Raw genomic sequence first — 19,245 nt, 5'->3', positions numbered from 1 at the left:
TGCCGCATCATGAAGTGGCTTGTAGGCATCGTTGCGGCCCTCCTGATCGGCCTCGCCGTCTATGCCGGGTCGGCTCTCGTATCTACCTTGGGCCTGATTTCGGCCGTGCGGAGCGGAAACACTGCAGAGGTGATGGCCCGGACGAATTTGCCGCGCGTTCGCCATTCGCTCGTCGACCAAGTAGTGTCGGCGTATCTTGATCGTCTCGGCCAAAAGCGACCGGTACGCCCATTCGAACGAATGGCGATCAACGCGTTCGGCGCAACGATCGCGGATGATCTCGCGACCAAGCTAATGACGTCTGAAAATCTCTCGGTGCTTTTGAAGAGTGGTACTGTTCGGAGTGGCGCAGAGAACATCAACATTGGGACGATGTCGCCATTGGCCGAGCTCGACGCCGCAAACTTCTTCGTTCTCGCAAGACGTATTTCGCTGGTCAAGCCGGTCGAGTTTACCGTGAGGCTTGGCGAGAGTCAGGACGCAGGGAGCGTTAGCCTGCACTTCGAAAGCTTCACTTGGAAGCTGTCCGCGGTCGGATTACCGCCAAAGGTGTTGTCAAACATAGTGGATCGGCTACCGAGCCGCTGAAGCTTTCCGTCGGCTGGCAGGAAGACCCGCCGACCTGGCAGCCGGCGGGCTTTCAAGTCGCGGTACACGAACGCCAGCGCGAGGGCGTTCTCCCAGGTTGGAGAGATCGTGTTGCTTGCCGCAAGTTTGTGTCGCCGCTCGATACGGACAAGATAAGCCGCCCCTCGTGGTCCTCTGCCAACACAACGAGCATGCCCGTTGGCAGCAAGTGCGCTAATGCTCTTTGCCGCGACTTGCAGTCGCGCAAGGGTTGTGAATAATCGACATCCTCATTTTTATGAGGAAAACCACAATGAGTACTGGAGATGGCAAGTCTGCCACAAACGGTGAAAGCGCGTTCGGAGCCTTGGAGACTCTAAAAAAGAGATACGATGTTCTGAAATGGGTTGCTGGCATCGCAGTGGGGCTTCTCGGAGGAGCGTTCGCCACCGGCGTCTACTATTCGCGCTTCCAGCACTTCATCGTTGTCAATTCAATTCCCCAAAATATGATCGCATACTTCACCAGGTCGGATTGTCCGGAAGGTTGGAGTCGCGCGGATGAGCTGCGGGGCAGATACGTCGTTGGGATAGATCCGAGCCATCTGGACACCCTCGGAAAGACCGTTGGCTCGGCCCTAGATAGCATGGAAAACCGGCCGGCCGGTCGTCATTCTCACACCGCGGTCAACACTGTCCCTCAAGCGGGCGGCGGTCGAGATCGGATGATGGGAGGGGGCGGTGGTGGCTTTGCCGATCCTAGGATGGACACTTCGGATGGATCTGATTCCAAGCCGAGTCCGCTAAAAGATGGGACCAACGCTCCGTACATCGTGCTAACAGCGTGTCGCTCTCCAAGACAGTAGCACCTTACGCTACGTGTGCGAATCCTAGTGCGCGGCCGTAAATGCCACAGGCAAGACCATGTCCTCTGGCGTCGTGGGTCGGTGTGATGTTCTTCATTCAAGATAAAGGTCCGCCGGCGTGAACCGGCGGACCTGACTAACTCGCAAGGTGCCTCTACGAGCAAAGGGCGAGACGGCGCCTTTCTGGCCAGCCCTCGCTGGAGCCGCCTGCTCGCCTTCGGCGCACCTGGCAGGCCTTCACGCAAGTAGTCCGTGTTTCCTCATTCGCAATATTGCGGGACGGTGCATTTGACGTTCAGCTGGGTGTGGTTGTTGCGCGCCAGCCACGGATGCTCACCGGACGGGCGACAGTTCGGATATCGTTCTCTCCAGCCAGGCGAAGCCTTCACGAAGACCACGTCGAACGACCCTGCGACTCTGGTATCAGTTGAAGCTTTGAATGGCACGACCGTGTACCACACCAACCCGTCGTCGTTATTTCTTCCGGGTATGACGCGTACCAACGATGTATTGAAGGTAGTGTCCCCGTGCGTCTCGATCCCATGCTGTCCGGCGCCCATGTTTTCGTTGCTGGGTTTCGCGAGGCATATGGTGTACCCTTCGGAGCTTCTGATAATTCCTCTCGAATCTTGCTGATCTTTAGGGACTACCATGTCAGCTGTCCCGGCGATCGCAGCGTTCACGGTCGCCGGATCTACACCAAGATAGGCGGCTGCCGCCGAGAGTACGGCGCGCCCTTCAGGCGTATTCAGTTCTTTTATTGTCTTCTGGATGAAGCTCACTTTGTCATGCTGAATGAAGACATTATAGCGTTGAGCTAAGACGTCTTGGGCCAACGCAGAGTATGGCGTGCCTATAACTGCGACTACCCCTGCAATCATCCTCAGTCTGGATTTCATAAGAGCCTCCGCCTTGTGAAGGCACCCATCCACAACCACGATTGTATTTCATCATATTTGCCCGCTCAAGGGGCATGTCCCCTAGACTGCGGAGTTCGAGAAGACGGGGTAAGCGAAGACAAGCTACAATCGCTCCTGCATGTTCCTGACTATGGAGGCGTATGCGGAAGTCGTGCCATTCATCCGAGGGCGACGCCCGTGAAGACGAAATCTGGATGACGGCGCCGGCGGAAGAGTCGTTCAAGCTGCAGCGGCCTCTACCGCGGCACGAAGGCGGATCTCGCGTGAGTTGCCGCGGTCCGAAGCGACGTAACTGAGGGGTAAGCGTGAGAAGCGCGCCCGTAGACAGCACGTCTCCCCTAACTCACTTGCAATAGGTTGCTGAAAATTTTTTATTGACTTGTTTTCGCGTGAAGTGACTTTATTTCCGCGCCATGGATCTCAGTGACACCCAGGACTGCGCGATACAGACAAAGTTAGCCGGTGTAATAGGCGCGACCGTATTCTATCGCGTGTTCGCTGGCCTCGGACCGGCCGAGGCCTCGCCCCGTTTCTCCATGGTGAGGCAGAACGAGCTTGTGAGACAGTAGGCGGCTACGCGGTTGCCAAGAAGCAGCCGTCCGGCGGATCTTAAGGTGTTGAATGAATGCCATCGAATGATCGGATTGTCGAAGCCGGCCTGAGCAAGATGCCGAGCCCACAACTGAGGCGATTGGTGCTTATGCCACTCTATCGTCGGCATAAAGGGATTCTTTAGGCGCAAGTCACCAAACAGGTTTCGCCGAGCGCAGTCGACAATGATGAGTTTTGCGCCGGGACGGGCCAGCGAGGAAAGCTTGCCAAACAATTGGTCATACGAGCGCTGCGCTTCGCGATCGCGATCCAGTCCGATGCACGCATCTTCGTCCAGGTGATTGATCGATGCGTGCAGGAGCAAAATGTCGAACGTGCCATCGCCAGGGTCATAGTCCTGCAACCGACTAGGAAGAAGTTGCACCTTTGTTTGGCCAAGGACGGAGGCAGTGCGCAGGAACGCAGCGCTTGTGCCAGTGGTCGAACCCGCGATCTCCGGTTCAAGGCAGATGACTTTTTCTGCTCCTGAACATGCGGCGTAAAGCGACAGCATCCCATCGCCTCCGCCAATATCGAGCATCGTCTTGCCTTTGAAATCGATTCCTTGAAAAAGATAGTTTACATAGAAACGATGATTTCCGCGGACCATCCCGCTTTCTGCGGTATTGAAGTAGCGGTCAAATGATTTCGGATCGGGTCGCTGCATCGTTCTCTCGCATCATAAATCGCGGCCAACACTGGTAATCGCGACAGTTTGACGCATTCTAGCGCTCGTAAGTTGAGCTTGAAGCCAATCATTGGAGGTAGTCCGTTGGCACCAGGTTTGCCCGCGGCGTTATTGTTTTTGGGTTTGCGTCAACCTGGGGCTGGCGTGGCTAAGGCCTTCTCTGCCATCTCTGCATCGCAAAAACACTGGGACAATGCTCCACCTTTTCCCGGTACCGTCTATTGTACCAACTCGATTTACCTATGTCCCAATTAGGACAACACCTCGTAAGACGTCCCCATGACCGCTCTCACCCCCGCCGCAGTGACAACCCGCACGGGGAGATTTGGCTGGTCTATTTCGACGAAGTCCGCATCGGCACGATCGGCGAGCGCGCCGGCGTACCGGTTCACGCCGATCAATGGGCCTGGTCCGTCGGCTTCTATCCGGACATGGACCCGGGCAGGCAGCGAAGCGGAATCCACTCCAGCTTCGATGCCGCCCGCGAGGCCTTCGAGGCCGCATGGTCTGCCCTGCTGCCCAATCTCAGTGAAAACGCCTTTGCCGAATGGCGCCGCGATCGCGACTGGCGCGCCGAGGTGGCGCAGAAACGCGCCCGCGGCGAGAAGCTCGCCAGCGAGATCATCCGGAGCACCCTGATGCGCTGTCCCTGCGGCACCACGTTCGACAGCTGGAAGCCCGATGAGAGTTACCCGCACCGGGCCCACATCTATGCCGCGCAGACCGAGGGAAAGGTTCGCTGGTGAAACACCTTGACGCCCGCCCCTACTCCGACCCGGAAACCGCCGCGCGCAAGCTGGTGGAGATCGCCGCCGCTACTCCGGCCGTGCAGGACGGCCGGATCTACATCGAGCGGATCAACGCGCAATTCGTGGCCCTCTTGAAAGGCAGCCGCGGCCATCCGGAGTTCGGCGCCGGCATCAGCTACGCCGTCGAGCACGGCTGGCTCTGGATGCACGAAAGCGGCACCTATCTGAAGCTGATGCCGCCCGGCCAAGATCTATTGGGACAGTAGGAACCGAGAGTTCCCGCCGCGGTTGGCTCCGGCTGGCTGCCATCCGAGCTGGCGGATCGGCCTCGGCCTGTTTGCGTCGAAACCCCGCCGAGGCCGGCTCCCCTCTTGCTTCGAGGGCCGCGATGAAATGCACCACCTGCGCCGATACCGGTTGGGTCTGCGAGAACCATCCTGATCGTCCCTGGGAAGGCCCGCAGGCCTGCAGCTGCGGTGGCGCCGGCGCGCCTTGCCCGGCCTGCAACGTCCCGGCCACGCATGCTAGAGGGCTTCCGGGTCGAACTCGACAAGGATGGCTGGCGGCACTGAGGGCGCAAGACGCTGAAGTCGCCCTTCCGGGCTTCCACGACTATCTTCAACGCCGTCGGCAAGCGTGGAGTATTGAGTATGCCCGAGCTTGACGCCTTCGATCGTGCCCGGCGACGGCTTGGCTTCGTTACCCTCCGTGGCCCGATGGTGCGTGCCGGGTCGCTTCGGTGATCAAGAGCCGATTGAGCTGGCCGAGCGCCTTCGGGGCGTCTCTTCGCTAGCGGAACGGCGATGAATTTGCCGAGTTTTCCTGATTGGCGCATGTTTGTGATGCGTGGGCCAGAAGGTGACTTCTGCCCCAGCTCACTTGTCCTTGGCGAGTTGGGGCTTTTCTCGGGTTCGTTTCGCGTTGCCGTCAGCCAATAGTGTACAGTCAGTCCAAGTATTACTTGCGAATCCGGCCGCGATAGGAAAATATGCAACGCGCGCCCGGTTGGGCTGCGCCGAACGGCCTCAACGTCCGAGCCAGCCCCGGAACTGCTGAGGCCGTTTTGCATTATGAAAACCCTGTGGCATGGCCATTGCTAAAGCTAAGCTGACTGGGATTTCAGTGCTCAGTCCGGGACTGAAACGCTGCCGGGACGTTTATTTCGAGCCCGGCAGCGTTCTATTTTGAGACGAGTGAGACAGCCGCCAGCGTGCAGGAGGGCTGCCAACTAAGGCACCCTTACTCATCCCAGATGCGTTGGCCGCACCGGCATTGGTAAAGACGAACCGTCGTGCGCCTTCCGCTGATTTGATAATTGCTAGATCTTCCCGGCGCGTAAGAAATCCTCAATATTGAAATGCAATGTTGATGGTTATGAAAGCAGAACGGTCGCCGCTCGAGCATACCTTGCGGGACACGCGCAAGCGGGAGAAGCGTCATTCGACTTTCAATCAACACCACCGACAGCTTCTCGATCGGCTACGTGACGTTGAGTGGGTGGCGAGCTCCAAGTTGGAGGACAGACCCAAAACAAAGCTCACCCTCATCCGCAATGGATGGATGGAGATGCGGTCGTCAGCAACCGGTATCGAGTATCACATCACTGAAGCCGGACTGGCGGCGCTTACCCAACCGCGTTTGAAAACGCCAGGAGCCTTCTAGAGCGAGCACCCGAACAGCAGTGTTTGCATGGAGCGGCGCGATGTCGAGGGCCATGGAGCTAATTGTCGCTAGCTACGTGAGGGTGCGGGATCGGCGCGCTCTGACGGAGTTGCTGACTCATCGCCGTGAGATGCTCACTCAATTGCAAGCCGTTTCGGGCGTCACCACAGAGAAAGCGGTTATCGCAATCCAAGAAGAAGTGGCGCTGATCGAAGCTGGCCTCAAAGAGCTTGAGCCTCCGCCCGGATCACTGCCGGATAATGAGTGGGGTACACGGTAAATCGATCGTACCCGTCCCTACCGCATGGCTATCGACCTGGATCGCGTCCGCTCATTCCGTCGCTGCAGGACATAGCGAGGCGCTGATCCGCCCTGCGGCCCTGCGGCCGGCGCCGCGACGTTCCGCACGATCGGCGCGACACGCCAATTTGCTAGCACAGAGGTCCACCAGCGTGAACCGCGAGGTGCGGCAATGAGCACCCCGCAATGTCTCGCCATTCTTAGGAACACTCCCTCAACCGATGCTTGAGCGATTATCATGTTGGTTCTATCGCCAGAGGTACGTAGGATTCTGCGGCGGGCCCGGCTCTACGGCTACCTGATCGAGCGAAACGACCAGATCTATCAGTTGGCCGCCTTTCATGCAGTTTGCACGAAAGCGTTTGCACTCAGGTTGGTCGAGGGCGGCTGGCTGACGAAGAACGGCGATCGATACGAGCTGACTACCCAGGGGCGTGAAGCGCCGGACTGAATTCCGGCGGCAGCCAGCAGGCAGTGAACTCGGGCGTCTATTCTTCTCGGTACGGGTGATTAACGGAGAGCGTGAACCCGCGGCCAAGGAGTAGAGATATTGGCGGAGACTGCATGGCTATCGCTGGTCGCAATGCTGAGGTTGCCCCACTGGCTGATGATCGCAGGGGCGTTCCTTGTGGTCGCCGGCTTTATTGGTGTTCTCGTCGGCGCAAAGAAAACAAAAAACACAGTCTAGCGCATCCCCTGGCTGGCACCTAATGCTGAGGCCGGCGCGTGCGAATCAGAACGCGCGCACTGCCAGATTCTCCCAAACTAAAGCGGCCGAGACACTAACAAATGTTGGTTGAAGTCTCTTTGCCGCGTCAGTCGAAGGCAATGCCTGGATGGCGTTCTTTTCGCAAGTCGATGTGACATGACCGCCTGAAAATCAGGACACACAGATTGCCATATTTTCCCGATATGTAACGCCTTGGTGAACGAAGCCGTTCTGACGGGGTCTCGAAACGCTCCGGAAACAAACCGCGCTCACTCTGAACTTTGGAATTAAGAGAGGAGTCCAAAATGATTACTCTCAAAGTGATTGCATCCGCGATTGGTGCCGGAATTCTGTTTTCGATCTTTTCGGGAGAGTTCGGCGCAGATCTCGTTCTGGCCGTGGTCGCGTGCCTGACATAAGGCTCCCGGCCTGCGGGAAAGGACCTTGGCTCATCACCCGCTAGCGCGCAGGCTTCACACAAATTGATGATCGTCACAACGGCAGCGAGCGCAAAGCCATCGAACGCCAGGAACAGCCATGAAATCGCACGTCGCGAAACGATCCATCATCGTCGGCGGCCATAAGACCAGCATTAGCCTGGAAGAGGCATTCTGGACGGCTGTGAAAGAGATTTCCCGCCAGCGCGACATGTCACTGTCGGATCTAGCCAGCGAGATCGAGCGCAACCTGCAGCATGGCAATCTGTCGTCTGCCATACGCGTCTACGTCCTTGGCTACTTCAAGAACCGCGCGGCTGACGCGATCACCCAGAAGGATCATGGGATATCGACCGCCGGAAAGTCGGCCCCGGCTGCATCGGGCCGTGGCCCAACTACCAAGGAAACGTGAGTTCGCGGAGCGCCCGCCGAAGTCGGGCAGCAGATCGGCCCCGCCCTGGAGGCTTCGACCCGGGGGTCTCAGGGCTGGGCCGATCGTCCATATCACCGCAGGAAGGCGAAAATAGTTTGCGAGGTGGGTGGGACGGTCGATGCGGGAACCAAGCGAGTCTTGAGAGGCCGCCAACAGAGGCGGCCTTTGGGGAACAGATGCTTCAGGCTGACTTAGCAAACGAGATTGGACGTTGGTGGCGATATCATGGGTCCTGATGGTGCTGGTTGGGGCCGCCTGGGTCTATTGGTCGGGTTGGCGGCGACCCTCGAACTTGATCCGGTTTATCGTTCTTGACATCAATTTCCGGCTGCCTATTTTCGCACCGGGAACACCAATCCCGATTTTAGAAAATCAAGGACCACAAGCGACCGTCTGGAGAGACGACGATGCTCGACGTACAATCGGCCCGCATGCGCGCATATAGAAACACCGTTTATCGCTACCGTCGACTGCTCAAGACGAACCTGTCGGATCTGGAGTGTCAATTTATTGAGCGGCGGCTCGCAGAAGAGCTCTCGAAAATGGATGAGCTTGTCGCCTCGGGCTTCCCGATCAACGTCCCACCAAAGAGCTCGCCGAGTGATACGGAGGTCCGAGCATGACCTCTCCCACCGCACCGTCCAGTGATGCGCCGCCGGCTGAAGTCATAAAGGCCTATTTCGAGGCAATGACGGCCGCTTTTCAGGTTCTCGTTCTGACTCTGCAGTCAAATGGTTCTCTCAAGCAGGGCGAATATCAGGAAGCGCTGCGCGTCTACATGGAAGTCTTCAAGCACAAGCCTAATTGCGAGATCACATTGGCGCTCCTGAATGAGCTTCGACAGGGAATGCTGAATTAGCAGGCGTGTGCTCGTATGTCGAAAGCAATGGAACTGATCGTCGCCGGTTATGTAAAGGCGAAGGACCGGCGGGCTTTATCAGACCTTCTCTCACACCGTCGCAAAGTGGTCGCACAGCTTGAGGCCGTGGTAGGTATCAATCCTGCCAGGGCGTTGGAGGCGGTGCGCGACGAGTTGTTGATCATTGAAGCGGGAATTGAGGAGCTAAAGCCGCCCGCCGGCTCCTTGCCGGAGAACGAGTACAACTAAGATGCGCCGCTCGGACGGACAGCGTAGCGACGTGCCACGCCAGCCGACGCTGCTCCCCAGATCGAGACGTCGTACCGCTCGTGCACTAGGGCTGGACTTCTCCTTTTTCTTCTGCGTTTCGGCGCATGCCACAACGACTTACTCGTCTGGGTGGTTGGCTTTCTTCTTGTCGTGCAGTTCGGCGATCAATCGTTTGATGCCGTCTAGCGCTTTCTGGTCGTTGATGCGACCCTCCAGGAAGCGGTAGCGCGCAATCTGCTTGTCGAGAGGGACACACTTCTCACACGTGGCCCCCGTTGCGGGTATTGAGCGTGCAACTAACAATTGTCGAGATTCGTTCCCAAGCAATTCAGGTCACTTGGGAGGAGCCAAGCTAAACCGCTTCTCTGTTGGGCGCTCCTAGCGGTCTTGACGAAGTTGCCGCTCAATGTCGATTGCTTGATCAGCATTACGTGCTCGCTTGAGCAAGGCGTTACGTTCGTCGCCCGGAGGCTTTCCGTCCGCGCGCTCTCGCATATCCTGGGCAAATTGCTCAAGCCGCGTCTCGAGAGAATCTGTCTGCTTGAATCGCCTGCGCTTCAATCCCATCGCACGCTCCTTCTGACGAATTGCTTGTACGTCAGCGTGCAGTTGATCGCAGAAACATAAGTTTATTTCCGGCTTAGACCTTTGAATGAGCTGGCGCGTAGCAGTCCTTCGGAAGTTATGTCGCGATACTCGATTTCGGCAACAAACTTCGGCTCGACCCAAGTCGCCTTGGGCTTCTTGAGTTGCTTACTCAATCTACTCTTGGGGCTAACTACACTATCGAGTGCATCCCTGATCTTGCGCGAGGTGGTCCGGCTCCATCCCGTGCCGACCTTGCCCATATATACAAGATCTCTCCCTTTCTTCTTACCGAGATAGAGAGCTGCGACCCCCGAGGGGTCCTTGATGAATCCGACCACAGGGAATTTTCCCTTCTGAACGGCCTTGATCTTCTGCCACGTTTCAACCCGCTCCGATCGGTAAGAAGCATCCACTCGTTTGGAGATGATGCCCTCGTACTTAAGCCTGCTGGCTGCCTCGAACAGCGCCTGCCCGTCACCTTCATGGTGTTCGCTGTAGAGAATAGGATCCTTAATCTCGTTGCTCTCGATTAGCTCCTTGAGCAGCTCCTTACGCGCAAGCTGGGAAAGCCTCCGGAGGTCTTGGCCATCAAGCCAAAGGAGATCGAAAGCGAAGTAAACTAAGCGATCCTGATTCCCTCTCGCGAGGTCGGCCTGCAGCTCGGAGAAATTGGGTCGCCCCTCGTGGACGACGACGACCTCACCGTCAACGATCGCCTGACCTTCGATGTCGAAGGCGCCGGCGATGACGGAGAATTTGTGAACCCAGTTGTGGCCGTTTCGCGTGTAGGCGCGACGATCATCTCCGTCGATGCGAAGCTGAATGCGGTAGCCGTCGTATTTATAGCAGCCTCCGTGTTCCAGTTAGTGGCGGCTAGCAGCCGGAGAGGATCAATCTGCGATCTTCCGCCAAACGCCGCTAATTTTGCGCCAAGTGCCTCCAGTCGAGCATGGGTCCTTGGTATTCCGTTTCACGACGACGTCATTCACACCGGAAGGTATCATTCCGGGTCCCATATTGTCGGGGGTAAACGGCGGATCGCACCCATCGGGAAGCGCGCTGCGTTTTTGTCTCGAAGGCGCGCTGCCTTTTGGTTCTGAGGGAATGAGTTTGTCTTGCAGATCGTTGAAGACCTTGTATTTGCAGTTCCTGGAGTCCGTTAGTTGATCCGCGACGGCTTTTTGAGAGACATTGTCGAACGTCTTCTTCGAAGCGTTGGCATCGATCGAGACGCCAACGCCGGCCAGCTTCGTCACGAGACTGTCCACTTCGGCTTTCACGCCGCCCCGAATTTCGGTTACGTCGCCGTGCGTAGAAACTATGCCGCAAATTCGATCAGCGGCATCCGCGATGTCGACCAGAGCTTTTGCGTAGTCTTGTGCTTGCGTGCGACCAGCGCAAAGGGAAAGCGCGGCAACAATAAGTCCACCTGCGAGCATGCGTTGCACCATATCCGGCACTCCATGCTATGAAGGACGCTAAAGTTTATCTGGTTGCAATTACCTGTTGCAATAGCGGGCCGCTCGGCGCCCTGCGTACATTTTGTCACACCTTGCGGTTCTCTACGTGTCCCGTCGTACACTCGGATGGGCGGTCCTACTCGCCCTGATCTGGCAGGTAATCACCTAAATCCTTGCTGGGGCACATGAGAGGGACACCTTCGGAAGCTGATCCGGCATCGCCATGGATGTGCCGGAGATAAGCGCCGGAGCCGTCTAAGGTTAGTCGGCATGTTCCCAGCAAGAATTTCCCTTCCCCTCACATCTTCGGAGTTGTGATGCCGACCATCAATCAGCTGGTCCGCAAGATTGACGCGGTCCTGATCCAATTCCCCGAGCATGCCGCCCGCATGGCCGCCACCATGCCGGCTCGCCTATGAGCACGGCCGACAAGCGCGAGGCCCATCGCCTCATCCGCCGCGGTGCTCGCTGATGCTCTGCCCCGTCTACGTCGGCGGCATAGGCGATCGCTACTTACGCAGCCCGTTCACGGAAGGCGCACCCACCGTGAACCGCTATGCCAAGATCCATGGCGCACTGCAACTTTGTTTGGCTGCTCGATCGGCATTTTCGCCGGGCCTCTGGCCCAGGGGCAGCACCGTCGATTGAAGGATCCGGAACGGGCCGCCGTCTTCGCGCGCCATTGTATCCTCCATACGCTGGATGTGCTGCTCTAGCCAGCCAGGCGTGGTGGCGCCGAACACAATGAGGCCGAAGGCGTTGCCGAACCTCGCCTGCAGCGCAAGTAGGTGCTGCTCATCGGACAGCGAGAACTTGTACTCGAACTGGTCGTTCAAGAACTTGCCGGATCGAGCCAACGCCGGCGCCTCGCCGGCCACGTCCTTCATGACGTCGAACAACTGAAACTTGCCATCGCGCAGCAAGTCGGTGTTCGTGAACCAGCACATCACGAGACAGCCGTCCCCGGGGAAGATCGCGCCCGCGTGCATGTAGTAGATTCCCTTCGCAAGCTTGCCCGCGAACACGTCGACGGCTTCACGCATCTCGTCGGTCACGTTGGCAAGATGCGTATCCTGATGCGTCTGTCCCGGCCCCGGCCGCAGCCCGAGCTCACGGTTCGCGCGGCGCGCCTGGTTCGCGCGCATCATCATATTCCGGAACAGCTCCGGATGCTGACGGTGCGCCGCCTTCATGAGACCTTCCGCAGCCCCGTCGCGGTTGCCCTTGTCCTCGAACGGATCCATACGCGCGAGCATCGCGATCAAAAGATCATGGTCGCTGCTGCCCTTGTTGCACGCCTGACAGGCGGGAAACTCGAAGCCCTCGGGCCACTGGCGATGCTGGAACAACGCGCGTGGCGGGCAATGCTCGATCGTCGAGGACGGCGCGCCTCCGCCGCAGAAGGCACACGTCTTGTGATTTCGCAGGAAGGCTTGCCGGTGTCTTGTCGCTGCGCCCAAGCAATCCCTCTGTCGCTTCACTGAGGCCAATTCGCTTGGCTCCAACAACTCCAATTGTAGCAGGTTCAGGCCGACCGTACGAACACGAATTCCGCAACGGGTCAAAGGCTGCCCTCGGCGTGTCCACGATGGCTTTCCGTCCAGCCCTCGGAAGCAGACGGTGCGAGGCCAAGAGGGGGAGTCAGCGGCCCTCGCGTCGATTGCCGCCCGCTAATCCAGCAACAGGATGTCTGCAGCTCCCTTGACCGGTCCCTGCACGGGTCGCACAATGGATCGTTCCGTGTGGCGCCATTAGGTCTGGCTGCCTGTTTTTGTACCTCAATTGCCGAGGTGACAAATGAAGACCGGTAGATTGCTGCACCCAGCTGCTGTTGTATTCGTTGCTCTTTCGATTGTCGTCGGCTGTGTCGATGCGGCGCACAGCCAATGCAGCGCGCGCGTTGTAAACGTCCAGCCGACGATCAAGGGGAACATGGTGGAAATAGCCTACCAGGTTGTCGATACGAGCGACGACGACGACACTGTCGATCGAACCCGCAGTGTATATGTGCAGTTCCAACTCAATGTTACTACCGAACTTTTTGGCCAGCAGAGGGAAGTGAATCTACCGGGCCTGTTGAACACCGATAACGTTGTTCTGTCTCCCGGCGATAAGACGGCCGATGGCTTATTTGACGTTTCTGTCAGCATTGTCACCGAGGTGAACGTTGTTCGGGTTAGGCGAATAGTCGGAACTGTTAAGGACTGTTTCGTCCAGTAAGTGTTGGCGATACTCAAGGGGATTGGACCATGAACCTCTCGCGCCGAACCGCCCTTCAGGGCGCCGCCGGACTTATCATATTGCCTGCACTGGGAGGTGTTGATTCTGCAGAGGCTTTCAACCTCGGGGGGATCGGGGGTGCGCTCCTTCAAGGCTTGGGCGGCTTTGTCAATAATGCCGCCAGGATAGTGCCAGGATTGATCCAGCAAGGCGTTAATCTAGCCGCCAGCGCGGCGCAAATTGCCGCGCCGGCTATCGGGAGCCTCCCTGGGCTCGTTTCCACCGCCACGCAGCTCTTACAACCTAACGCCCCGCCCACCCAGGCTGCCCCGATTTATGTGAACCCATATGATCAGCCACAGAATTTTTCCCTGTTTTCCCGCGTTCCCTCGCGACCGTGGCAACTCGGCGACAGCGATGAACAGTTTTTGCGCGGAGATCCCTACGGCTACATCAATCAAAATGCAGGCTCACTTGCCGAGTTTATCCGTGATTCCGGAGGCAGTGTCCTGCCCAGAACCTATCGTGCGCAAGGGGCCCCGAGGCCTTCGATTCCCTATTGGGGAGTCGCACCGTATGCCTTCCAAGGGCAACCTCAGTCACGCGGCTTCTACCCTTCCGTGACCTCGGGGGCGGACTTTAACTTAAACTCGCTGATCAAGAGCGCCGTTGCGCTCGCTCCTCTGATCTCAATGTTCTTCGCGTAATGCAATTATGTCGCCCACTTCTTGCAAAGGCGTCTGATGCGCAAGTATTGGCTAATCCTCGCGTTGGCTTTGCTTTCGCCGGCACGCGCAATATCCCAAGTGACACCCAGCTGCCCCATCTCGGACCGGCCCCAGCCATCCGTTATCCCTTCTCCCTGTGGAACGCCGGCACTTTTGTGCGGGGTTAACCGCTGCTCCGGCTTCGACGGCGTGATCTGTCTTGTTAGTTTCGGGCTTTATCGGGGAACTGGCGGGCAAGATGTGGGCGACTTTCGTTGTCCGCCGCGTCACAAACTTTACAGTCCGCTGTTGGGCTGGGTGAGGCCCGACGACATTATTGCTCGCTATCTCAGGCTTCGTTCGCTCCGCTTCAATAACAACTACCTGTTGCAACTCGATGATGACTTTTCAGATGCTCTCAAAAACCTAACTGCAAAATCAACTGATACAAGCACGCCTTTTTGGCTGATTATCAAAAATACGAACGCAACGCCCGTCAATTTCCTTGCCTATACGTTGATATCCGACACGCCGCTTGACAACGTCTACGACGACAATGATCGTGTCTTGTGGGAAAAAAGCGATCGCATTTTCTCGTCTCTCAGAGAATACAAGCAAGTCCGGGGACACCCCGAGCCTTTTTCTTTGACGATCAATCCAGGCACGACAGTCCTCGCGGGGATTTACCCGAATGTGACTAAGGCTACAAAATCAGATGGCTACTACCCTGTCGGGCTATTCTCGGCTCAGCTAAAAAATCACTTCCAACTCGAAACAGGCGATATATTGGCCCTCGGCTTGATCCCGGGCCGAAGATAATTACCGTATCGCACACGGCGGTTGCCCGACGATTGTTCGGATCCCGAAGGACCTGCGCTGTTTGGCCAGCCGACAAAGCACTTCTTGTTCAGTGTTCGTCTCCTTGAGGAAGAAGTGCATGCGTACCGGCATCTATCAGACCGGAAAGCGGCACGAACCACGGTCAGGCCGAGAAGAGGTAACTACGGAATATCAGTCTGGCTCCGGGGCCCGATGCCATACGGCTTGTTGAGGAAGAATTCGCGGTTGCCCAGCGCGGCTTCGGCGTATTGATCGATGGCGACTTGGATGGCGAGGACGTGGTCGCGACACCAGCCCTCACGGGTACCGAGCCTTCGGACAAGCTCCAGCGCCTTGATGTATTCGGGCGGGTTTTCCCAGTCCGAGAAATACTGCGGGTGAACTCTCACCATTTCCGTCTAACTTGCGTTTTCACTGATGCGGGTCCTGGCGGTGACACCTCGTCTGCGAGCCTCACCTTCTCCATTCGCGCAGCCCTCGCCGGCCAACGGCGGGGGCTTGTCGCTATCTGTTCTTCGCGGAGCCGGTAGATCAGGCTGCGCGACGCTTCTTTCGCGAGCCCGCCGGCCTCGCCTTTTCACGCGTGACCTTCGAAACACGTGCGACGGAGCTGAGCGACGCGGCGAGGATTTCGCGCTGAGCCTCGAGCCAGATTCAATTCGTGAAGCGGAACTGCAGGCTCAACCGAGGTAGGACACGTCCTTCGCGCGGGACGCCAGCTCGGCCTCGATCTTGTCGATCTCGGCCTGATTGTTCGCAATGAAGGCGGCAAGCTCGTCACGAGACATTTCTGAAAGCGATTTTTGGTGGAAAGTAGTGTCCTTGCGGGTCGGCGCGATGTGCCCTGCCCGATCCAACACTTTGATCGAGAGATCAGCTCGGACGCGGGCACTAACGCTGGCGTCCTGGAGCAGCGACTTCGCGACTCGATACGCCAAGGGCGCGCCGACCACTGCAAGATCGAGTTGGATTGACTCAGAGATCGCAGCGGCAACCGCGGGCAGCCTCATTGTCTTGTAGACGGACTTCGGGTGATAGCCAGCGAGCTCCGCGGCCTCCTCCGGCCGTCTCCCCTCGTTAACGATAAGGCGCACCAATGTTCGCTGCTGGTCCGTGAGATCGTAAGCCGCGATGGAAGGCATCTAAGCTCCTATTGTTCGCGCGACGCATTTGCGGCCGCAATGAGACGACGCAAGTCGATGTTGTACTGCGGCACGTTCGGGTTCTTGATCGGCCGCTCAAGGAGATACGCCGCCACGTTCGGATCGAACCAGGCCAGATGAATGATCTCGTCTGCATTCTGCTTGTTTGAAGGCAGCATCTCGAGGAGCAACTTGAACCTCTTGATGAGGCCGCCGCCGGCGAGATCGCCTTTGAAGTGACGGACGGCTAATTGAGCCCAGCCCGGAATACTGATCTTCTCCGCGGTGTCCGAGCCAACTGTGGCGCGCTTCTCGGCCTCCTTGAAGTAAGACAGGATCTTATGCGCTTGACGAAGATTGCTCATCTCCTCAGGCGAGAAGGTCTTCGCGAGCAGAGCCTCGTTGTCTTTGAATTCTTTCGCCAGGCGGGCGAACTGGACCTCGAGTGTCTCGCCCACCTGCCGCGTGCCCTGAACCTTGTCGGCCAGAACTTCCGACATCGCTGACTTCCATCCACGCATCGCGTGCGCGTCATTTCGCACCAGGGCATTGATTTCGTCCAGCTTCTTCGGCCCCCCGTACTTATCACTGAGGATGCTTGACGCAGCCTCGCGGGGGTCTTCGCGGATCAAAGTGCCGACCACAGATCGGTCGACTTCGGCTTCAGTGGCCTTCCGCGCACTTCGGGCTGCCTCCAGATCAGCACGCGCCTGCGTCGACAACTGCTCGCCGCGCCGCGCCTGAGCGACGATATCATCAAACTCCCGGCGGATTGCAGGAAACTGGGCCAGGATTTCCGAGTGGCTGTTTGCCCACGCCGACGCTCGGATCGGGTTGATCGTCCCGTCTGGGTTCAGCGCGGACATAGCCAAGCTCGACCGGTAATGATCGCGCAGCGCTGTCTCGGCAGCCGTCATCGCCGGCGACCCTTGCAGCGCACGTGGCAGAGTCGCAGCATTCTCGGCGCTGTTCAGGAAGCGGCCCGCGGTCTCGCTCGGCCGGGTGGCGCCGCGATTGAGCTCGCCGTCGGCGTTCTGGCCGCCGCGATCAATCGCCCTGGTGAACTTGGCCATCGCATCGTTCGGCTCGGGGCGGAAGCGCTCGGCGAACTGGCCGTAATTGGCGTTGGCTTCGGCGTAGCCGGGGGCGCCTTCGATGGTGCGGTTGATGGCTGCGCGGAGCCGGCCGAGATTGTCGGCCAAATCGAAGTTGCCGCGGGCTTGCGCCTGCTGCTGCGCCGGGCCAATGAACTTGCGGAGGTCGGCCAGGTCTCCTCCGAGCGCCGTGCCGGGGCCGCCCACATTCACCATCTGACCGCTTTCCGGCGGGTGTTCGACCAGCTGAGGCCGCAGCTCGTTCAGCCGGCGCATGAAGTCTTCGGGGAGCGTTCCGGGTGCCAAGTTATTCGCGCCGGCGCGGATGCGGTCAATCGCTCCGAACACATCATCCGCCGGGAGCTCTTGATGGCGGCCCAGTGCGGCGTCGAAGAGGCGGTTCTTTTCGGCGCGGGCCGGAAGATAGGTCTGCTCTACAAGTGCTCGGTCGAGCCGGCGCGATGCACTGGCCTTGGCCTCGCTGTTGGCCACGGCACCAAAAGGCAGCCCCTGGTCGCGCCGGATCTGATCTAGCGAGTTGACTGCCTCCTCGCGCTGCAAGACTTCACGTTCGGCGGCATCCACCCGGTCCGCCCGCGATTCAGCTGCGCGGCGCATGACCGCGCCCAGGTCCGCTTCCGGATCGCGCATCGCTTCCACGCGCTCGGCCGCAGCGGTTTTGACGTTCTGATCGCGCTTGACGAAGTCGGGTGATGATTTCAGGCGGGCGGACTGCTCGGCAGCGATAAGGCCGGGGTCGCGTGAGAGCAATCCCGAGGTTGGCATAGCCGAGGCTTGGAGCGGCACTCCGCCTTCCTCAGACTTGGCAAGCGCGGCGGCGTTCTCGCGGATATCCTGGGCCAGCGCCCGAGGAGAGCCTGTGGCGGCCGATTGGAGCTTGGCCGCGGCGCGGTTGACGTCGGCGCTACCGTACGGCGCTCTGGTGGTTGGGTTGAGAGGGATCGGAGCCGGCGCAGACGTGAAAGTCTTCGACGCAATATTGCGGATCAGGCCGCCGAGGCCTTCGACGCTGGCCTGCAATGTATTCGCGCCTGAAGCTCCGGCCAGTGGTGCAAGCAGGTTCGTGACGTCCTTGAGGCCACGCCCGACGTAATGCCCGAAAACGCTCGCGTCGTCAGGAACGTAGTTGTCGGATGCGTTGACGGCGACACCGGCACCCGCACCACCGATCGTATCGCCGAGCAGTGTACGGGCTGGCGCCTCCGTGTAGGGCCTGGCCATGTGGTCCAAGACTCGCTCTGGCACCGTCTCAGAGCGGGTTGCTGCGGCTGCGACGCTTGGAGCGCGCTGCGCCAGCATGGCGCCGGTGCCGACGGCCTGGGTGCCGAACCGGTTGACGTCGTATGCCAGCTTCTCGCTGCGCGACATCGTGGCGGGATCGATGACCGGAATGCCGGTTGCGTCGACGGCCTTCTCGACCAGCTTGGACGCCGGCGTGGCCATCGGGATGTTCGTGCCGGCGAGCCTGTTGATGCCCGAGACGAGCGCGTTCTGCGCGCCGGCCACGAGGTCAAATGGACCAGTGACGATGTCGGTGAGGCCTTTGCCGACGCCCTGGGCGCCGACCTGGAAGTCGCGCACCGCGCCGCCGACGCTGCTCGGCAGGATCGACGCGGGGCGCTCAATGGGCTTGGGCTCGACGTTGGCCGGCGAGACGTAGATGCGACCGGAGGGCGTCGTGACGGGCGCCGCCGGAACAGCGAAAGGATCGTGGTCGACGGGAACGAGCTTCGGCTGCGCCTGCACGGGTGCTTGTGCGGGCGGAAGAGGCGGCAGCTCCGGCGCACCCGTTGGGGCATCCAGCTTGAAATCGGGAGGAAGCGGTGGAATTCGCGGCTGCGTCGCCCCACCATAGTGCTTTTGAAGAGCCGAGATCATCTCTTCGTTGGAGGTGCCGGCCGGGAATTCTACGATCGCTCCGTTGGGCCCCTGCACTTGAATTGGCCGGGGCGCCTGAACAGCAATCGCCCCGTTGACCATCGGAAATCGACGTCCGAATGCTCCCACTTCAGGCAACCGCGGGGCCCCTGCCATCGTGCTCAATGCGCGCTGAATGTCCGCTTGCGTGAAATCATCCGGGAATTCGTGGCGCCGTCCCTCGAACTCTATGACCTGCGGCATCG

Annotated in this window: 22 protein-coding genes; 13 read left to right on the top strand and 9 right to left on the bottom strand. The window is 58.9% G+C overall.

The window, feature by feature from the left end; genetic code table 11:
* The first annotated feature begins 9 nt into the window (after nt 1–9).
* Nucleotides 10–588, top strand: a complete 579-nt coding sequence (locus tag WN72_RS24005; RefSeq protein WP_092216323.1) for a DUF2939 domain-containing protein — start codon at nt 10–12, stop codon at nt 586–588.
* 1,104 nt (nt 589–1,692) lie between these two features.
* On the opposite strand, the gene WN72_RS24000 is transcribed toward WN72_RS24005, so the two are convergent.
* Complete coding sequence (locus WN72_RS24000; protein WP_143130611.1) at nt 1,693–2,331, bottom strand: hypothetical protein; 639 nt, start codon at nt 2,329–2,331, stop codon at nt 1,693–1,695.
* Nucleotides 2,332–2,836: 505 nt separating this feature from the next.
* Nucleotides 2,837–3,610 (bottom strand): class I SAM-dependent methyltransferase, encoded by a 774-nt coding sequence (locus WN72_RS23995; protein WP_143130610.1) that lies wholly within the window; start codon nt 3,608–3,610, stop codon nt 2,837–2,839.
* A gap of 242 nt (nt 3,611–3,852) precedes the next feature.
* On the opposite strand from WN72_RS23995, the gene WN72_RS23990 reads away from it, so the two are divergent.
* The 9 genes from WN72_RS23990 (at nt 3,853) to WN72_RS23950 (ending at nt 9,029) form a co-directional block, all read left to right on the top strand.
* Nucleotides 3,853–4,377, top strand: coding sequence for a hypothetical protein (locus WN72_RS23990; RefSeq protein WP_244553757.1), 525 nt, complete (start codon nt 3,853–3,855; stop codon nt 4,375–4,377).
* Nucleotides 4,374–4,646 carry a hypothetical protein gene (locus WN72_RS23985; RefSeq protein ID WP_092216319.1) on the top strand — a complete coding sequence of 91 codons (273 nt, stop codon included), beginning with the start codon at nt 4,374–4,376 and terminating at the stop codon, nt 4,644–4,646. Before WN72_RS23990 ends, WN72_RS23985 begins: the two co-directional genes overlap by 4 nt.
* A 1,096-nt stretch (nt 4,647–5,742) precedes the next feature.
* Nucleotides 5,743–6,042 (top strand): hypothetical protein, encoded by a 300-nt coding sequence (locus tag WN72_RS23980; RefSeq protein ID WP_092216318.1) that lies wholly within the window; start codon nt 5,743–5,745, stop codon nt 6,040–6,042.
* A 40-nt stretch (nt 6,043–6,082) separates the two neighbouring features.
* A complete protein-coding gene (locus tag WN72_RS23975; protein ID WP_092216317.1) occupies nt 6,083–6,322 on the top strand; it encodes a hypothetical protein in 240 nt (79 codons plus the stop codon).
* 258 nt (nt 6,323–6,580) lie between these two features.
* Nucleotides 6,581–6,793 carry a hypothetical protein gene (locus WN72_RS23970; protein WP_092216316.1) on the top strand — a complete coding sequence of 71 codons (213 nt, stop codon included), beginning with the start codon at nt 6,581–6,583 and terminating at the stop codon, nt 6,791–6,793.
* Between the two features lie 795 nt (nt 6,794–7,588).
* Nucleotides 7,589–7,900, top strand: a complete 312-nt coding sequence (locus tag WN72_RS23965) for a ribbon-helix-helix domain-containing protein (protein ID WP_092216315.1) — start codon at nt 7,589–7,591, stop codon at nt 7,898–7,900.
* 428 nt (nt 7,901–8,328) lie between these two features.
* Nucleotides 8,329–8,544, top strand: a complete 216-nt coding sequence (locus WN72_RS23960; protein ID WP_084334564.1) for a hypothetical protein — start codon at nt 8,329–8,331, stop codon at nt 8,542–8,544.
* The gene (locus WN72_RS23955) at nt 8,541–8,780 is read left to right on the top strand and encodes a hypothetical protein (RefSeq protein WP_092216314.1); all 240 of its coding nucleotides are present in this window, start codon (nt 8,541–8,543) and stop codon (nt 8,778–8,780) included. Before WN72_RS23960 ends, WN72_RS23955 begins: the two co-directional genes overlap by 4 nt.
* A gap of 15 nt (nt 8,781–8,795) precedes the next feature.
* A complete protein-coding gene (locus WN72_RS23950) occupies nt 8,796–9,029 on the top strand; it encodes a hypothetical protein (RefSeq protein ID WP_092216313.1) in 234 nt (77 codons plus the stop codon).
* 399 nt (nt 9,030–9,428) lie between these two features.
* Here WN72_RS23950 and WN72_RS23945 read toward each other — a convergent pair whose 3' ends face one another.
* The 4 genes from WN72_RS23945 to WN72_RS23930 form a co-directional block, all read right to left on the bottom strand.
* Nucleotides 9,429–9,617, bottom strand: a complete 189-nt coding sequence (locus WN72_RS23945) for a hypothetical protein (protein ID WP_194482922.1) — start codon at nt 9,615–9,617, stop codon at nt 9,429–9,431.
* A 62-nt stretch (nt 9,618–9,679) separates the two neighbouring features.
* Nucleotides 9,680–10,450 carry a non-homologous end-joining DNA ligase gene (ligD, locus tag WN72_RS23940; RefSeq protein WP_244553761.1) on the bottom strand — a complete coding sequence of 257 codons (771 nt, stop codon included), beginning with the start codon at nt 10,448–10,450 and terminating at the stop codon, nt 9,680–9,682.
* 78 nt (nt 10,451–10,528) lie between these two features.
* A complete protein-coding gene (locus WN72_RS23935) occupies nt 10,529–11,089 on the bottom strand; it encodes a hypothetical protein (RefSeq protein WP_143130608.1) in 561 nt (186 codons plus the stop codon).
* Nucleotides 11,090–11,652: 563 nt separating this feature from the next.
* Nucleotides 11,653–12,558 carry a hypothetical protein gene (locus tag WN72_RS23930; protein ID WP_143130607.1) on the bottom strand — a complete coding sequence of 302 codons (906 nt, stop codon included), beginning with the start codon at nt 12,556–12,558 and terminating at the stop codon, nt 11,653–11,655.
* 337 nt (nt 12,559–12,895) lie between these two features.
* Between WN72_RS23930 and WN72_RS23925 the strand changes: the two genes are divergently transcribed.
* Genes WN72_RS23925 through WN72_RS23915 form a run of 3 tightly spaced genes read left to right on the top strand, consistent with a single transcriptional unit; the run spans nt 12,896 to nt 14,844 of the window.
* Entirely contained in the window at nt 12,896–13,318 is a 423-nt protein-coding gene (locus WN72_RS23925) for a hypothetical protein (RefSeq protein WP_092216308.1), read from the top strand.
* Between the two features lie 29 nt (nt 13,319–13,347).
* The gene (locus WN72_RS23920; RefSeq protein WP_092216307.1) at nt 13,348–14,025 is read left to right on the top strand and encodes a hypothetical protein; all 678 of its coding nucleotides are present in this window, start codon (nt 13,348–13,350) and stop codon (nt 14,023–14,025) included.
* Nucleotides 14,026–14,061: 36 nt separating this feature from the next.
* Nucleotides 14,062–14,844 (top strand): hypothetical protein, encoded by a 783-nt coding sequence (locus tag WN72_RS23915; RefSeq protein ID WP_143130606.1) that lies wholly within the window; start codon nt 14,062–14,064, stop codon nt 14,842–14,844.
* 182 nt (nt 14,845–15,026) lie between these two features.
* On the opposite strand, the gene WN72_RS23910 is transcribed toward WN72_RS23915, so the two are convergent.
* The 3 genes from WN72_RS23910 to WN72_RS23900 all read right to left on the bottom strand — a co-directional run bounded on the left by WN72_RS23910 (nt 15,027) and on the right by WN72_RS23900 (nt 19,243).
* Nucleotides 15,027–15,257: a hypothetical protein gene (locus WN72_RS23910; RefSeq protein ID WP_092216305.1), complete on the bottom strand. Its 231-nt coding sequence runs from the start codon at nt 15,255–15,257 to the stop codon at nt 15,027–15,029.
* 288 nt (nt 15,258–15,545) lie between these two features.
* On the bottom strand, nt 15,546–16,007 hold the full coding sequence (locus tag WN72_RS23905) for a DUF1192 family protein (protein WP_092216304.1): 462 nt from the start codon (nt 16,005–16,007) through the stop codon (nt 15,546–15,548).
* An 8-nt stretch (nt 16,008–16,015) separates the two neighbouring features.
* Nucleotides 16,016–19,243 carry a hypothetical protein gene (locus tag WN72_RS23900; RefSeq protein ID WP_143130605.1) on the bottom strand — a complete coding sequence of 1,076 codons (3,228 nt, stop codon included), beginning with the start codon at nt 19,241–19,243 and terminating at the stop codon, nt 16,016–16,018.
* Nucleotides 19,244–19,245 lie beyond the last annotated feature (2 nt).

It is taken from the genome of Bradyrhizobium arachidis, from assembly GCF_015291705.1.
Classification (GTDB): domain Bacteria; phylum Pseudomonadota; class Alphaproteobacteria; order Rhizobiales; family Xanthobacteraceae; genus Bradyrhizobium; species Bradyrhizobium arachidis.
The sequence above is the reverse complement of the archived record's forward strand: the minus strand, read 5'-3'. Positions and strand labels throughout refer to the sequence as shown.

Excerpts from the sequence above, each read along its gene's own strand:
- WN72_RS23945 (WP_194482922.1), bottom strand. The coding sequence starts at position 9,617 with ATGGGATTGAAGCGCAGGCGATTCAAGCAGACAGATTCTCTCGAGACG.
- WN72_RS23965 (WP_092216315.1), top strand. The coding sequence starts at position 7,589 with ATGAAATCGCACGTCGCGAAACGATCCATCATCGTCGGCGGCCATAAG.
- WN72_RS23975 (WP_092216317.1), top strand. The coding sequence starts at position 6,083 with ATGTCGAGGGCCATGGAGCTAATTGTCGCTAGCTACGTGAGGGTGCGG.
- WN72_RS23955 (WP_092216314.1), top strand. The coding sequence starts at position 8,541 with ATGACCTCTCCCACCGCACCGTCCAGTGATGCGCCGCCGGCTGAAGTC.
- WN72_RS23935 (WP_143130608.1), bottom strand. The coding sequence starts at position 11,089 with ATGGTGCAACGCATGCTCGCAGGTGGACTTATTGTTGCCGCGCTTTCC.
- WN72_RS23950 (WP_092216313.1), top strand. The coding sequence starts at position 8,796 with ATGTCGAAAGCAATGGAACTGATCGTCGCCGGTTATGTAAAGGCGAAG.
- WN72_RS23910 (WP_092216305.1), bottom strand. The coding sequence starts at position 15,257 with ATGGTGAGAGTTCACCCGCAGTATTTCTCGGACTGGGAAAACCCGCCC.
- WN72_RS23960 (WP_084334564.1), top strand. The coding sequence starts at position 8,329 with ATGCTCGACGTACAATCGGCCCGCATGCGCGCATATAGAAACACCGTT.
- WN72_RS23900 (WP_143130605.1), bottom strand. The coding sequence starts at position 19,243 with ATGCCGCAGGTCATAGAGTTCGAGGGACGGCGCCACGAATTCCCGGAT.
- WN72_RS23915 (WP_143130606.1), top strand. The coding sequence starts at position 14,062 with ATGCGCAAGTATTGGCTAATCCTCGCGTTGGCTTTGCTTTCGCCGGCA.
- WN72_RS23920 (WP_092216307.1), top strand. The coding sequence starts at position 13,348 with ATGAACCTCTCGCGCCGAACCGCCCTTCAGGGCGCCGCCGGACTTATC.
- WN72_RS24005 (WP_092216323.1), top strand. The coding sequence starts at position 10 with ATGAAGTGGCTTGTAGGCATCGTTGCGGCCCTCCTGATCGGCCTCGCC.
- WN72_RS23925 (WP_092216308.1), top strand. The coding sequence starts at position 12,896 with ATGAAGACCGGTAGATTGCTGCACCCAGCTGCTGTTGTATTCGTTGCT.
- WN72_RS23980 (WP_092216318.1), top strand. The coding sequence starts at position 5,743 with ATGTTGATGGTTATGAAAGCAGAACGGTCGCCGCTCGAGCATACCTTG.
- WN72_RS23995 (WP_143130610.1), bottom strand. The coding sequence starts at position 3,610 with ATGCAGCGACCCGATCCGAAATCATTTGACCGCTACTTCAATACCGCA.
- WN72_RS24000 (WP_143130611.1), bottom strand. The coding sequence starts at position 2,331 with ATGAAATCCAGACTGAGGATGATTGCAGGGGTAGTCGCAGTTATAGGC.
- WN72_RS23970 (WP_092216316.1), top strand. The coding sequence starts at position 6,581 with ATGTTGGTTCTATCGCCAGAGGTACGTAGGATTCTGCGGCGGGCCCGG.
- WN72_RS23905 (WP_092216304.1), bottom strand. The coding sequence starts at position 16,007 with ATGCCTTCCATCGCGGCTTACGATCTCACGGACCAGCAGCGAACATTG.